This window comes from Klebsiella indica, assembly GCF_005860775.1.
Lineage (GTDB): Bacteria > Pseudomonadota > Gammaproteobacteria > Enterobacterales > Enterobacteriaceae > Klebsiella > Klebsiella indica.
This window is the reverse complement of record NZ_VCHQ01000003.1, coordinates 128,035-142,440: the sequence shown is the minus strand read 5'-3', so window position 1 is coordinate 142,440 and position 14,406 is coordinate 128,035. Positions and strand designations below refer to the sequence as shown.

Annotated in this window: 15 protein-coding genes; 9 read left to right on the top strand and 6 right to left on the bottom strand. The window is 53.9% G+C overall.

Annotated elements, in window-relative coordinates:
• Positions 1–7 precede the first annotated feature (7 nt).
• From rsxG to gstA, 5 genes are all read left to right on the top strand, one after another.
• On the top strand, positions 8–628 hold the full coding sequence (gene rsxG, locus FE839_RS02785) for an electron transport complex subunit RsxG (RefSeq protein ID WP_138358905.1): 621 nt from the start codon (positions 8–10) through the stop codon (positions 626–628).
• A gap of 3 nt (positions 629–631) precedes the next feature.
• The gene (locus FE839_RS02780) at positions 632–1,330 is read left to right on the top strand and encodes an electron transport complex subunit E (RefSeq protein WP_138358903.1); all 699 of its coding nucleotides are present in this window, start codon (positions 632–634) and stop codon (positions 1,328–1,330) included.
• Position 1,331: 1 nt separating this feature from the next.
• Positions 1,332–1,967, top strand: a complete 636-nt coding sequence (nth, locus tag FE839_RS02775) for an endonuclease III (RefSeq protein ID WP_138358901.1) — start codon at positions 1,332–1,334, stop codon at positions 1,965–1,967.
• Between the two features lie 596 nt (positions 1,968–2,563).
• Entirely contained in the window at positions 2,564–4,069 is a 1,506-nt protein-coding gene (dtpA, locus tag FE839_RS02770; protein ID WP_138358899.1) for a dipeptide/tripeptide permease DtpA, read from the top strand.
• A gap of 311 nt (positions 4,070–4,380) precedes the next feature.
• Entirely contained in the window at positions 4,381–4,986 is a 606-nt protein-coding gene (gene gstA, locus FE839_RS02765) for a glutathione transferase GstA (protein WP_138358897.1), read from the top strand.
• Between the two features lie 42 nt (positions 4,987–5,028).
• Here the strand turns inward: gstA and pdxY are convergent, their stop codons facing one another.
• The 5 genes from pdxY to anmK form a co-directional block, all read right to left on the bottom strand.
• Positions 5,029–5,889 carry a pyridoxal kinase PdxY gene (gene pdxY, locus FE839_RS02760; RefSeq protein ID WP_138358895.1) on the bottom strand — a complete coding sequence of 287 codons (861 nt, stop codon included), beginning with the start codon at positions 5,887–5,889 and terminating at the stop codon, positions 5,029–5,031.
• 60 nt (positions 5,890–5,949) lie between these two features.
• Positions 5,950–7,224 (bottom strand): tyrosine--tRNA ligase, encoded by a 1,275-nt coding sequence (tyrS, locus tag FE839_RS02755; RefSeq protein WP_138358893.1) that lies wholly within the window; start codon positions 7,222–7,224, stop codon positions 5,950–5,952.
• 248 nt (positions 7,225–7,472) lie between these two features.
• Entirely contained in the window at positions 7,473–8,129 is a 657-nt protein-coding gene (pdxH, locus tag FE839_RS02750) for a pyridoxamine 5'-phosphate oxidase (RefSeq protein WP_138359023.1), read from the bottom strand.
• 57 nt (positions 8,130–8,186) lie between these two features.
• Entirely contained in the window at positions 8,187–8,510 is a 324-nt protein-coding gene (gene mliC / locus FE839_RS02745) for a C-type lysozyme inhibitor (protein WP_138358891.1), read from the bottom strand.
• 92 nt (positions 8,511–8,602) lie between these two features.
• Positions 8,603–9,727: an anhydro-N-acetylmuramic acid kinase gene (gene anmK, locus FE839_RS02740; protein ID WP_138358889.1), complete on the bottom strand. Its 1,125-nt coding sequence runs from the start codon at positions 9,725–9,727 to the stop codon at positions 8,603–8,605.
• 268 nt (positions 9,728–9,995) lie between these two features.
• Here anmK and slyB point away from each other — a divergent pair, with 268 nt between their 5' ends.
• Positions 9,996–10,463: an outer membrane lipoprotein SlyB gene (slyB, locus tag FE839_RS02735; protein ID WP_138358887.1), complete on the top strand. Its 468-nt coding sequence runs from the start codon at positions 9,996–9,998 to the stop codon at positions 10,461–10,463.
• 152 nt (positions 10,464–10,615) lie between these two features.
• Here the strand turns inward: slyB and slyA are convergent, their stop codons facing one another.
• On the bottom strand, positions 10,616–11,056 hold the full coding sequence (slyA, locus tag FE839_RS02730) for a transcriptional regulator SlyA (protein ID WP_138358885.1): 441 nt from the start codon (positions 11,054–11,056) through the stop codon (positions 10,616–10,618).
• 171 nt (positions 11,057–11,227) lie between these two features.
• On the opposite strand from slyA, the gene FE839_RS02725 reads away from it, so the two are divergent.
• From FE839_RS02725 to FE839_RS02715, 3 genes are read left to right on the top strand one after another with little or no spacing between them, the layout of a single operon-like run.
• Entirely contained in the window at positions 11,228–11,464 is a 237-nt protein-coding gene (locus tag FE839_RS02725) for a DUF1656 domain-containing protein (protein ID WP_138358883.1), read from the top strand.
• Positions 11,465–11,474: 10 nt separating this feature from the next.
• On the top strand, positions 11,475–12,371 hold the full coding sequence (locus tag FE839_RS02720) for an efflux RND transporter periplasmic adaptor subunit (protein WP_138358881.1): 897 nt from the start codon (positions 11,475–11,477) through the stop codon (positions 12,369–12,371).
• A complete protein-coding gene (locus FE839_RS02715; protein WP_138358879.1) occupies positions 12,371–14,395 on the top strand; it encodes an FUSC family protein in 2,025 nt (674 codons plus the stop codon). The genes FE839_RS02720 and FE839_RS02715 overlap by 1 nt, the downstream gene beginning before the upstream one ends.
• Positions 14,396–14,406: the final 11 nt, after the last annotated feature.

The following is a 14,406-nucleotide window of genomic DNA, read 5'->3' as shown; positions in this document are numbered from 1 at the left end:
CCCGAACATGTTAAAAAGCATGCGTAAACACGGTATCACGCTGGCGCTCTTTGCCGCAGGGTCTACCGGGCTGACGGCGGCCATCAATGAACTGACCAAAAGTACAATTGAAGGCCAGGCCAGCCTGCAGCAAAAAGCCCTGTTCGACCAGGTGATGCCCGCGAATCTTTACAACAACGATTTGCTGAAAAACTGCTACCTGGTTAGCGCGCCGGCACTGGGTAAAGGCCAGCATAAAATATGGATTGCGCAAAACGATGGGCGGCCAGTAGGGGCAGTGATGGAAGCCACCGCGCCGGACGGCTATTCTGGCGCTATTCAGCTCCTGGTCGCCGCTGATTTTAACGGTACGGTGCTGGGAACCCGCGTCACAGAGCATCACGAAACGCCGGGGCTGGGTGATAAAATCGAACTCAGAATTTCTGACTGGATCACCCTGTTTGCCGGTAAAGTGATCCACGGGCCCAGCGACAGTCACTGGGCGGTAAAAAAAGATGGCGGCGATTTTGACCAGTTTACCGGGGCCACGATTACTCCCCGCGCGGTGGTCAACGCCGTTAAGCGCGCCGGGCTCTATGCCCAAACGCTGCCGACGCAGATTTCCGCATTCACGTCCTGTGGAGACTAGACCATGAGTGAAGTAAAAGACGTTATTGTTCAGGGGTTGTGGAAAAACAACTCCGCACTGGTCCAGTTGCTGGGGATGTGCCCTCTGCTGGCCGTCACCTCTACCGCCACCAACGCCCTTGGGCTTGGGCTGGCGACCACCCTGGTACTGACGCTGACGAACCTGACCATCTCCAGCCTGCGCCGCTGGACGCCTGCGGAAATCCGTATTCCGATTTACGTGATGATCATCGCGTCGGTGGTGAGCGTGGTGCAGATGTTGATTAATGCTTACGCCTTTGGCCTTTACCAGTCGCTGGGGATCTTTATCCCGCTTATCGTCACCAACTGCATTGTGGTCGGGCGCGCGGAGGCCTTCGCCGCGAAAAACAACCCGGCGCTGTCAGCGCTGGATGGATTTTCAATCGGAATGGGGGCAACCTGCGCCATGTTTGTCCTCGGTTCAATGCGCGAAATTCTTGGGAACGGCACCCTGTTTGACGGCGCCGATAGCCTGCTCGGCAGTTGGGCCAAAGCGCTGCGGATCGAAGTATTTCATACCGACACGCCGTTCCTGCTGGCGATGCTGCCGCCGGGCGCATTTATTGGCCTCGGCATGATGCTGGCGGTAAAATATCTCATTGATGAACGTAGCAAACAGCGCAAAGCAAACGCGGTACAAACCGGTATCGCCGCACCTACTGATGTGACGGGAAAAGCATAGGATGAATAAGAGTAAACGCCTTGAGATCCTCATCCGACTCAGGGATAACAACCCGCACCCCACTACCGAACTGAATTTTAACTCGCCGTTTGAGTTACTCATCGCCGTACTGCTCTCAGCACAGGCGACCGATGTCAGCGTCAATAAAGCGACGGCAAAACTTTATCCACGCGCCAACACCCCTGCGGCGATGCTGGAGCTGGGCGTTGAGGGTGTAAAATCGTATATCAAGACCATCGGTCTTTTTAACAGCAAAGCGGAAAATGTCATTAAAACCTGCCGGATCCTGCTTGAACAGCATAATGGTGAAGTACCGGAGGATCGGGCGGCGCTTGAGGCGCTACCTGGCGTCGGGCGAAAAACCGCCAATGTAGTGCTGAATACCGCTTTCGGCTGGCCGACGATTGCCGTCGATACGCATATTTTCCGCGTTTGTAATCGGACACAATTTGCGCCGGGCAAGAACGTTGAGCAGGTCGAAGAAAAACTGTTAAAAGTCGTTCCTGCCGAATTCAAGGTAGATTGCCACCATTGGTTAATTCTGCATGGTCGTTACACCTGCGTTGCCCGCAAACCGCGCTGCGGCTCCTGCCTGATTGAAGACCTTTGTGAGTTCAAAGAGAAGGTTTATCCCTGAAAGCAGACAGAGCCATCACCCGCCGTTTGGCAATGGCTCTGTTTAGCGACGCATTTTTATGCTGCTTTCGCAATAAAGCCGTTTTAAACCGGCGATTATTCTCTTATATAACCAATTATCAGATTATTGGTTTTTTTAAGAGATAAAATTTCTATGCATTTGTCCCCCTCTTCATTCTGCACAAGTATTGTTGATATCTTGTTACTGAACTCAGAGGCAGCATGACCGATTACAGTTCCTACAGGCCACAATCCGAAATAATAAACCATTAATTTTTTCTATTTCAACTCATATCCCTGGATAAACACCTTATCAGCAGAATATATACCCACCACATAGAAAAAATTCCATCCAATAAGATAAAAACGCTATCATTAGCACATGGTCGAAATTTAACTCTGCATAACATTTAAATCAGCCGAGTATTATAACGTTAAAGAGATATGTAACAGATCATTACAAAACACTTGCCTGAACCACCAGGATAGTGAACATTACCTGCCGTTTTTCCTCCAGAATAACTATAAAGGCGATGCGCTTCGCAGACGTCGCCCTGAACACCCCCCTTAAGACGGGACGTAAAAAAAGAGGTATTTGTGTCTACTGCAAACAATAAACCAACAGAAAGCGTGAGTTTGAACGCTTTCAAACAGCCACGCTCGTTCTATCTCATCTTCTCTATTGAGTTATGGGAGCGTTTTGGTTTCTATGGCCTACAAGGAATTATGGCCGTCTACCTGGTTAAGCAACTGGGTATGTCAGAAGCGGACTCGATCACCCTGTTCTCCTCCTTTAGCGCGCTGGTCTACGGCCTCGTCGCCATCGGCGGCTGGCTGGGGGACAAAATACTGGGTACCAAACGCGTTATTATGCTCGGCGCCATCGTTCTGGCTATCGGCTATGCTCTGGTCTCCTGGTCGGGTCACAATACTTCCATTGTGTATGTCGGCATGGCGACTATCGCCGTCGGCAACGGCTTGTTTAAAGCCAACCCGTCATCACTGCTCTCCACCTGCTATGATAAGAACGACCCCCGTCTGGACGGCGCATTTACGATGTACTATATGTCCGTCAATATTGGTTCCTTCTTCTCTATGCTGGCAACGCCCTGGCTGGCCGCAAAATTTGGCTGGAGCGTGGCGTTCGCGCTGAGCTTTGTTGGACTGATGATTACCATCGTAAACTTTGCTTTTTGTCAGCGCTGGGTTAAGCAGTACGGTTCCAAACCTGATTTTGAACCGCTGCATGTGGGTAAACTGCTGGCCACTATCGCTGGCGTCGTGGTTCTGATTACCGTGGCGACCTGGCTGCTGCACAACCAGGGAATCGCGCGTATGGCGCTGGGCGTCATTGCGCTGGGCATCATCTTTATCTTTGCTAAAGAAGCCTTTGCGATGCAGGGCGCGGCCCGTCGTAAAATGATCGTCGCGTTTATTCTGATGCTGCAGGCGATCATCTTCTTCGTGCTCTACAGCCAGATGCCAACGTCTCTCAACTTCTTTGCGATTCGTAACGTTGAGCACTCCCTGCTGGGTATCGCTTTCGAACCCGAGCAGTACCAGGCGCTGAACCCATTCTGGATCATTATCGGCAGCCCAATTCTGGCCGCCATTTATAATAAAATGGGCGACACCTTACCGATGCCAATGAAGTTTGCTATTGGCATGGTCCTCTGTTCCGGCGCGTTTCTCGTGCTGCCGCTGGGCGCTAAATTCGCCAGCGACGCAGGCATTGTGAATGTCAGCTGGCTGGTTACCAGCTATGGCCTGCAAAGCATTGGTGAGCTGATGATTTCCGGGCTGGGCCTGGCAATGGTCGCCCAGTTGGTGCCGCAGCGTCTGATGGGCTTCATTATGGGGAGCTGGTTCCTGACCACCGCGGGCGCGAACATCATCGGTGGCTATGTTGCAAACATGATGGCAGTGCCGGAAAACGTCACAGACCCGCTAATGTCTCTCGACGTGTATAGCCGTGTGTTCCTGAACATCGGCGCCACAACCGGCGTTATCGCGCTTCTGATGCTGCTGACGGCACCGAAGCTCAACCGGATGACCCAGGACGAGGACAAAGCGGCAAGCGTCAGCGATACCGCTACGGCGTAAGCTATCCAGGGGCACATCAATTTAACCCGTTAACCCGCTTGTGTTTGTGAGGCATCTTCGTCACTCAGGCCAGCGGGTTTTTCACACATTTTTCTCTGCAACGTGAGCCGCATTTCCGCTTACCTGGCGACGGATAGCGTACTTTTGTTTTGCCCCATCTTACTTCTCGTGCCGTTGACCATAAAACCTCCCCATCTATGCAAGGCGTGAACGACGCGCGACCCCCCCGTATCACTCGCGCGCGGTTAGCAGTTTTTTTTTATTACAGGGAGGACTAACATACACAGAACTGCAGCCACGAGGAATTACCGATGAAACTGTTCTACAAACCCGGCGCTTGCTCTCTTGCTTCGCATATCGCCCTACGCGAAAGTGGTCTGGATTTCACTTTGCAAGGCGTCAACGTCATGACAAAACGCCTCGAAAACGGGGGAGATTATCTGCAGATCAACCCGAAAGGTCAGGTACCGGCGCTCCTGCTTGACGATGATGTGCTGCTGACAGAGGGCGTCGCCATTATGCAATATATTGCTGACCGGGTAGCCGATCGTCAACTGCTGGCACCGGTGGGAAGCATCGCCCGCTACCAGACGCTGGAATGGTTAAACTACGTGGCGACAGAGCTGCATAAAGGCTTTACGCCCCTGTTTCACCCGGATACTCCGGAGGATTACAAACCCGTCGCGCGCGCGCAGCTGGATAAAAAAATGCGCTATGTCGATGAGTGTCTGCAGGACAAAGAGTGGATTAACGGACACCGTTTTACCATCGCCGATGGCTATCTGTTCACCGTACTGCGCTGGGCGTATGCCGTGAAGCTGGATATGTCTGGCTACGGCAATATTGCGACGTGGATGCAGCGCGTTGCCGCGCGCCCTGCTGTTGCCGCGGCCATGGAAGCGGAAGGTCTGAAGTAAGAAGAATACTTGCCCGACGCGGGTCGGGCAATTTCCCGATGCTTATAGCTGCGTAGCGCTAAAATCATGTTCGGGACAGGCGATACGATCCTGCGCCGCCACAACCTGCAGTTCATACTCTTGCATATTTTTCGTCGCCAGCATAATTTCATATACTGCTGCGGTAACGTGCTCCAGCGCATCGCGCAAGTTCGCGCCCTGCAACAGTTTTACCAGCAGCAATCCGCTGGTCACGTCGCCAACGCCTACCGGCTGACGCATACCAAAATCCACCAGCGGACGGCTAATGTGCCAGGACTCCTGAGCCGTCACCAGCAACATCTCGAAGCGATCCATACTCAGGCCAGCACGGGAAAGATGTTTTACCAGCACCACTTCCGGCCCCTGGGCAATTAACTCGCGCGCGGCTGCAACCGCGTCACGCACGTTAACCACCGGGTGTCCACAGAGGATCTCCAGTTCAACTAAATTTGGCGCAATGATATCACTTGCCGGTAGCGCATAGCGCACGTGAAACTCCGCCACACCGGGCGCCACAATGCATCCCTTTTCCGGGTGCCCCATTACCGGGTCGCAAAAATATTTCGCCGCCGGATTTGCAGCCTTGACCTGACGCACGATCCCGAGAATATGTTCGCCCTGTTCAGCCGATCCAAGATATCCGCTTAACACCGCATCGCAGCGCTGTAGCTGATTAATATCGGCGATCCCCTGCACAATTTCCGTTAAATGCGCTGGCGGCATCACGCATCCCGTCCATTTGCCGTATTGGGTATGGTTAGAGAATTGTACGGTATTAAGCGGCCACACATTGGCGCCGAGACGGCGCATCGGAAATTCAGCGGCGCTGTTGCCCGCGTGGCCAAAAACGACGTGAGACTGGATGGCGAGAATATTCTTCATTTTGATTACCTGAGAGCAAAAATAAGGGGCGTGGTTTCCCACACCCCTGCCTTTACGCAACTACTTCCAGCAAACCAGACAGTAATTTTTCTTACCGCGACGGAGTAAGGTATAGCGGCCAAACAGGCGATCGCTATCGGCAAAGACATATTCCGGATCGGACTGTTTTTCACCGTTGATGGTCACCGCATTAGAGGCGATGGTTTTACGCGCCTGACCACGAGACGGTTGCAGTTCGGAATCCACCAGCGCCTGCATCAGATCCGCGCCTTTGTCCATCTCGATCATCGGCACGCCATCTTGCGCCAGTTGTTCGAAATCAGCTTCGCTGAGATCGCTCAGATTACCGTTGAACAGGCTTTCAGTAATACGTTTCGCCGCAACCAGACCATCTTCGCCATGCACCAGGCGCGTGACCTGCTCTGCCAGCACATACTGGGCGCGCGGCGCTTTACCGCTGTTCTTATCTTCTTCTTCCAGCGCATTGATCTCGGCAATGTCCATGAAGGTGAAGAATTTCAGGAAGCGGTACACGTCAGCATCTGCGGTGTTGATCCAGAACTGGTAGAACTTGTACGGACTGGTCTTTTTCGGGTCCAGCCATACCGCGCCGCCTTCGGTTTTACCGAACTTGGTGCCATCCGCTTTGGTGATCAGCGGAACGGTCAGACCAAACACCTGGTTCTGATGCAGACGACGGGTCAGATCGATACCGGAGGTGATGTTGCCCCACTGGTCAGAGCCGCCGATTTGCAGCGTAACGCCGTGCAGTTTATTCAGGCAGGCAAAGTCATAACCCTGCAACAGGTTATAGGAGAACTCGGTAAAGGAGATGCCCTGATCGTCACGGTTCAGACGCTGCTTCACCGCTTCTTTGTTGATCATCTGATTGACGGAGAAGTGCTTGCCGATGTCGCGCAGGAAGGTCAGCACATTCATGCCACCAAACCAGTCGTAGTTATTCGCCGCAATGGCGGAATTATCACCACAGTCAAAATCGAGGAACGGTGCAACCTGCTTGCGGATTTTATCCACCCACGCCTGCACCGTCTCTTCGGTGTTCAGTTTACGCTCAGCGGCTTTAAAACTCGGATCGCCAATCAGACCGGTCGCGCCGCCCACCAGCGCAACGGGCTTATGGCCCGCCAGTTGAAAGCGTTTCAGGCATAACAATGGAACAAGATGCCCCAAGTGCAAGCTATCGGCGGTAGGGTCGAAGCCGCAATAGAGCGCGATCGGGCCTTGCGCCAGTCGCTCTGCTAACGCTTCTTCGTCCGTCACCTGGGCTATCAGCCCCCGTTCCTGCAATTGTTTAATCAAGTTACTGCTTGCCATCAAATTCTCCATGTATAAAACGACTGCACCTTGGCCGGTACACGACTTTTCGCCAGACGCGAAAAAATATCTACATAAAATTATTCAGGTTGCATTGCGCGGCGGGCATGTAAGACACCGGGACCTGGATCAGGAAAGTCCCCGGTGGACAAGCGCAGCTGACGAAGATGCAGCATGAAAAATGAAGCGTATAGAATAAAGCGCCGGGCCACATAGCACCAGCGCTTAACACAACATTTTTGTGCCCTTTATGGCGCCAGACGGTCGATCTGCCAGCCGCTGTTTTGCTGCTGGTACAAAAAACGATCGTGCAGTCGATGTGCGCCGCCCTGCCAGAACTCCATTTGTTCAATGCTGACGCGGAATCCGCCCCAGAAGCTCGGCAGGGGGACCTCACCCTGTTGGAATTTTTGCTTCAGCTCAAGGAACTTACTCTCGAGGATACCGCGCGCCGAAATGCGGCTGGACTGCTGCGACACCCAGGCGCCAATCTGGCTGTCACGCGGACGACTGTGGAAATACTTGACCACGTCCAGCGTCGACAAACGTTCCGCTTTGCCGACAACCATCACCTGCCGCTCCAGCATATGCCAGGGGAAAAGCAGACTGACACGGGGATTTTTTTCAATCTGATGCGCTTTGCGACTTCCCATATTGGTATAAAACACCAGCCCTTTTTCGTCATAGTGTTTTAACAAAACGGTACGCTGGTAAGGCTGCAGATTTTCATCAACGGTCGCCACCACCATCGCCGTCGGGTCAGCGAGTTTGGCATCGCAAGCCTGGCGCAGCCAACGCTCAAATAGCGCCAGCGGTTCGGCAGGAAGGTCGCGGCGACGCAGGCCGCCACGGGTATATTCACGGCGCAGATGCGCAATTTGCTGCAATTCGTCGTAATCAGGCATGGCAAATGAGAAAGTAGTCAACGGGTGGCGCCATTGTGCGCTCCCCAGGCTGAAATCTCAACGGCTGGCGGTCTGCAACCGGCAGTTTTCCAGCACAATGCGATCGCGTTTATAGACGGTGGCGCTGTCGCCTTTCGACCAGAAGACATAAATTCCATCGGTATAGCGCGCGCCCGAGGCGGATAACCCCTGCTGCAAATTTAACAACTGGTTATCGTAAATAAAGCTGACCTGCTGGCGGACATTATTGAGGTGAACGGTTAACGGTTTCTGGTCGCACTGATACGCCAGGGTATCCGTATTCATCCGCTCCACAAACTGGTTGTAGTAGCTACAACCCGCGAGCATAAAAGGTACAGCAAGGATAAGTATTTTTTTCATCAATTTTCCTTCAACTTTCCCGGCCCGGGAGAACATCATGCTCTCTCACAACGCCATCCAGTTTACGGACAAACCCGCGCGGATAATTTCAGTTAACTCTTATTCTGTGCTGGATTGGCCGGGAAAATGGCACCCAATATTGACGCTTGCGACGCACCGGTAACCGACGGGAGATTCCCGGGTAACCCGGCGAGCGTCCGCCAGGCCAGCCATGCAAAAGCCAGTGCTTCCATATCGTCACCGCGAATGCCTGCTTCATCGGTGGTCGACACTTCGGTTCCCGGCAGCAGCGCCGCCAGACGCGCCATCAGCAGCGGATTGCGCGCACCGCCGCCGCATACCAGCAAACGCTCGCAGCCACCGCTTAGCAATACCTGTTCACTGATACTTACCGCCGTCAGTTCAGCCAGTGTCGTCTGTACGTCCTGGGCGCGAAGCGCCGGATAACGTGTCAAATGCTGCGCGAGCCAGCCATAGTTGAAGTATTCCCGGCCGGTGCTCTTTGGCGCGGGGAGCGCAAACCACGGATCGCTTAACATATCCTGCAGCAATGGCAGAATAACTTTCCCTTCGCTGGCCCACTGGGCATCTTGATCGTAGGGCTTACCGCACTGACGCCAGATCCACGCATCCATCAACATATTGCCGGGGCCGGTATCGTAGCCGCGTACCGGCTGCCCCGGCACCAATAAAGAGAGATTGGCGATACCGCCAATATTGAGAATCATGCGGCGCTCCACCGGATGCGCCAGCAGCGCATGGTGGAATGCCGGAACCAGGGGCGCTCCCTGCCCGCCCAGCGCCATATCGCGGCGGCGAAAATCGCCAACCACCGTTACGCCGGTGCGCGCGGCGATCTGATTATTATCGCCAATCTGCATGGTATTCGGCGCATCGCCTGTCGGCTCATGCCAGACCGTCTGCCCGTGGCACCCAATCGCGACGATTTCCGCTGCCTGCAACTTCTCCTGCCGCATCAGAGCCAGAACCGCATCAGCGAACAGTCGCCCCAGTCGCGTATCAAGTTGCCCGAGCTGTGATAGCGTCAGCGACTGTCCCTGGCAAATAGCCAGAATCTCATCTTTGATGGCGATCGGGATGGGGTACGTCAGGCTGGCCTGCTGGGCGACCAGGTTTTCATTAATTGCCGCGAGAACAACATCAATACCATCAAGGCTGGTGCCGGACATGACGCCGATAAAACGACCCGATTTCATACGCGTTCCTTCATTCCATGATTGTCGTAGAACTCACACTCCACCATAAAGCGGGGGGCAATACTACGCCGCGATAATATTTTTTAACAATGATGTACCGTGATAATTCTTCGCGTAAAGATAGGATGTTTAGTTCATGTTGAGACAACTCTGATTATTATTTTTTGTATAGTCACTGCATCTGCTATGCCAGCAGACGCTTAAATGCCATATAATTGGCTACAAGGAAGTTCAACAGAACGCTTCTTGGTGAACAGGAGATTCATAAATGATTTTACGTGTTTTGGCTGTCTCGATGATTGGTTTTACGCTTGCAGGCTGCGTCAGTAGCAGCGGCCTTTCTGGTGATGTTTACTCCGCATCTGAAGCTAAACAGGTCCAAAGCGTGACCTACGGCACCATCGTGCATACCCGCGCAGTCCAGATTCAGGGCGGCGATGAGAACAACGCGATTGGCGCTATCGGCGGCGCGGTACTGGGCGGCTTCCTGGGTAATACCATTGGCGGCGGCGCAGGTCGCTCGCTGGCAACGGCGGCAGGCGCCGTCGCGGGGGGCGTCGCTGGCCAGGGCGTTCAGAGCGCCATGAACAAAACCCAGGGCGTCGAGCTGGAAATCCGCAAAGATGATGGTAATACCATCATGGTGGTACAGAAACAAGGCGACACCCGCTTCTCCGTCGGCCAGCGCGTAGCAATTGCCGGCAGCGGCAGCCAGGTCACCGTATCGCCACGTTAAAACATGCTGGTGCGGCCCTCTTCGGGCCGCGTAACGTTGCCAGTGGCTTAATGGCTTCGCTGTGGATTTCCCCTCAGGCAACCGCCAGACGCTTCGACACCCCACCCTCTGCGGTGAAATCCGGCCTTGAGCACACGCCAGGCCACATGAGCTTAATCTTTTGCCTGAAGATCAAGGATATTTTGTTCGAGCTTACGAATTAAATTCAGCAATGTTTCCACTTCTTGCGACGAGACGCCTGCCAGAATTTCATGGCGCGTTTTCCCGATGACCTCTTCCATTTTATCGATCAACGGTTCCGCTTTATCTGTAAGCCTGATGCGCTTCGCACGGCGATCGTTTGCGCATGTCTGCCGAGAAATAAGCCCTTTCTCCTCCAGCTGATCGAGCGTGCGAACCAGTGACGGTTGCTCGATACCAATGGCTTTCGCCAGCTGAATCTGCGACTGCTCAGGCGGGAGCTGATGAATGTTATGCAGCGTGACCCAGTGCGTCTGCGTTAACTCCAGAGGTTTCAGGCGATGGTCGATTAGCGCACGCCAGACGCGGACTAAACGAGCCAGATCAGAACCAAGTGGCGATTCCAATTTCATCTCCTTATAATTAGCTTGCTAAGTTATTATGCTGATTTTAGAATAGTGTGCAGCATTTAAATTACCAAAACAAATGAATTACCAGATTCATTAAAATCAAAATAATGATTTATCATGTAAATAGTCGCATCGCATTAACATTCATCCTGCAACGGCAAAGGATTTTTGCTTGTGAAACTGAGTCTTAACACTGACGGATTGTCGCTCCAGGACCTGGTGTTCGGCGCTTCGGTCTACTTCCCTCCTTTCTTTAAGGCAGTGCTGTTGGGCTTTTTTATCTGGTTGATCATCCATCGCCAGCTTCGCGACTGGATGTACGCCGGTGAGATCTGGCACCCGCTGCTCATGGATCTGTCGTTCTTTGCGCTCTCAGTCTGTCTGGCGCTGGTTTTACTGACCATCTGGTAATGTTCATTGCATGAAAACACTAAAATATCTCTCCACGCTGCTGATCACCGCGCTTGCCATTATTGCCGCCTGGCTGGTCTGGAACTACTACACTCAATCGCCATGGACAAGGGACGGCAAGGTACGCGCCGAACAAGTCAACATTACGCCCCAGGTTTCCGGCAGCATCATGCAACTGAATGTGCACGACAACCAGTTGGTTAACGCTGGCGACGTGTTGTTCAGAATTGATGACGCTCCCTATAAAATTGCCATTCTCAACGCCCAGGCACAACTGGCTAAGGCCCAGGCGGACGTCGCCACGGCCCAGGCTGAACAGAAAAATGCCGCCAGCGTTGCCGGGCGCAGGCGTCATCTTACGCAGAACGCCATCTCAGCGGAAGATCTGGAAAACGCCAATACCGCACTGAATACCGCGAACACGAATCTTGAAGCGGCGAAAGCGGCGGAGGATGTGGCCCGCGCCACGCTCAAACACGCCCAATGGCAGTTGGCGCAGACCGAGATCACTGCACCGGTTGATGGCTGGGTAACCAATCTCTCGACCCGTGTCGGTGATTACGCCACCACCGGCACCCCGGTTTTCGCGCTCATCGATAGCCACTCCTTCTACGTAATAGGTTATTTTGAAGAAACGAAATTGCGTAATATTCATTCCGGCGATCGGGCGCAAATTATTCTCTACAGCAATCAGAAAAAGTTACAGGGTCACGTAGAGAGTATCGGTCGCGCGATTGTCGACCAAAGCGTAGAGAGCAGCGATGCGCTGGTGGCGGATATTAAGCCGAATATTCCATGGGTTCGTCTTGCCCAGCGCGTACCGGTTCGTATTGCGTTTGACTCTCTCCCGCCCGATACCACACTGGTCTCAGGCACCACCTGTACCGTGGCAATTGGCGCGCCATAATGAAACTGCAGGCGCTGACATGGCGCTCGCTGCCGTGGGTTAAAGCCAGTCGTGCGCAGTGGCGCTATGCCCTGCGTAACGGCATCGCGATGTGTCTGGCGCTGAGTATCGCCTACTGGCTGGATCTTGATGAGCCCTACTGGGCGATGACCTCTGCTGCCGTCGTCAGCTTTCCCACCGTCGGTGGCGTGATCAGTAAAAGTTTTGGCCGTATTGCCGGTAGCCTGCTCGGCGCCGGAGCGGCGCTGCTGCTGGCCGGGCATACGCTCAACGATCCCTGGCTGTTTCTCTTTAGCATCTCAGCGTGGATAGCCCTCTGCACCTGGGCCTGCGCAATGTTCACCAATAACGTCGCCTACGCCTTCCAGCTTGCCGGCTACACCTGTGCGATTATCGCCTTCCCGGTGATTAATATCACTGACGCAAACGAACTTTGGACCATCGCCCAGTCTCGCGTCTGCGAAGTTATCGTCGGTATTCTCTGCGGCGGACTGATGATGATGATATTACCCAGCACCTCCGATGGCACAGCCCTGCTGAGCGCGCTAAAGAACATGCATGCCCGTCTGCTGGAACACGCCAGCCTGCTATGGGTCCCGGAAACCACCGAGGCGATCCGCGCCGCGCACGAAAGCGTCATTGGGCAAATAATGACCATGAATCTGCTGCGTATTCAGGCATTCTGGAGCCACTATCGTTTTCGTCGGCAAAACCCGCTGCTGAATTACTTGCTGCACCGGCAGTTGCGCATGACCAGCGTTATTTCAAGCCTGAGACGCATGCTGCTCAACTGGCCCACGGCACCCGCAGGCACACGCCAGATCCTGGAAACCCTGTTAAGCGAACTGGCCAATTCACATACCGACAGCTATAGCATTTCCCGTCTTATCGCGCCTCTGGCTCCGCCTGCCGACGCAGACTACCGGCATATTGCCTTCTGGAAGCGCCTGCGCTATTTCTGCCGCCTCTATCTGGAAAGCAGCCGCTGGCTTACGCGTATCGAAAACGCAACCGCCATCACCGAATTTAATGTCCCTTCCGCACCTGCGCTGACCCGCCACACCGACCAGGCCGAAGCCCTGTGGAATGGCGTACGTGCTTTTTGCGCGCTGGTCATGGTCGGCGCGTGGGGGATCGCCACCCAATGGCAATCCTGCGCCGCGGCGTTAACCCTCGCGGCTATCTGCTGCGTGCTCTATTCGCTGTCACCCTCTCCGTTCAAATCATTAACGCTGTTAATGCGCACCCTGATCCTGCTGTCATTGTTCAGCTTTATCGTTAAATTCGGGCTGATGGTGCAGATAACCGATTTATGGCAGTTTCTGCTGTTCCTCTTTCCATTGCTGACGACCATGCAGTTACTTAAACAGCAGATGCCGACGCTGGCTGGCCTATGGGGACAGCTTATTGTTTTTATGGGATCTTTTATTTCGGTGACCAATCCACCGGTTTATGATTATTCGACATTTCTCAACGACAATCTCGGGAAAATTATTGGCGTCGGCCTTGCGTGGCTGGCGTTCGCGGTTATCAGCCCCGGTTCCGATGCCCGTAAAAGTCGCCGCCACATCAGAACGTTACGGCGTCACTTTGTTGACCAGCTTAGCCACTATCCGCAGCATAGTGAACATGAGTTTGAATCGCTGGTTTACCATCACATCAGTCAGTTAAGTCATAGTCAGGATGCGCTGGCGCGCCGCTGGCTGCTGCGCTGGGGCGTGGTATTACTTAACTGCTCCCATGTCGTCTGGCAATTGCGCGAATGGGAAACCCGCTCCGACCCACTCTCGCAAGTGCGCGATTTGTGTATTAGCCTGCTGCGGGATGTGATGAGCGAGCGAGGCGTGCAACAGCGGCCCCTCGCCGCAACGCTTGAAGAACTACAGAAAATCTGCGATGCCCTTAACCACCACCACCAGCCAGCGGCAAAAGCGCTGGCGGCGATTATCTGGAGACTGTGGTGCGCACTCTCGCAGCTTGAACAGGCGCCGGTGGCCGGGACGATTAGCGAAAGAACACGCTAATGTGCCCGAAC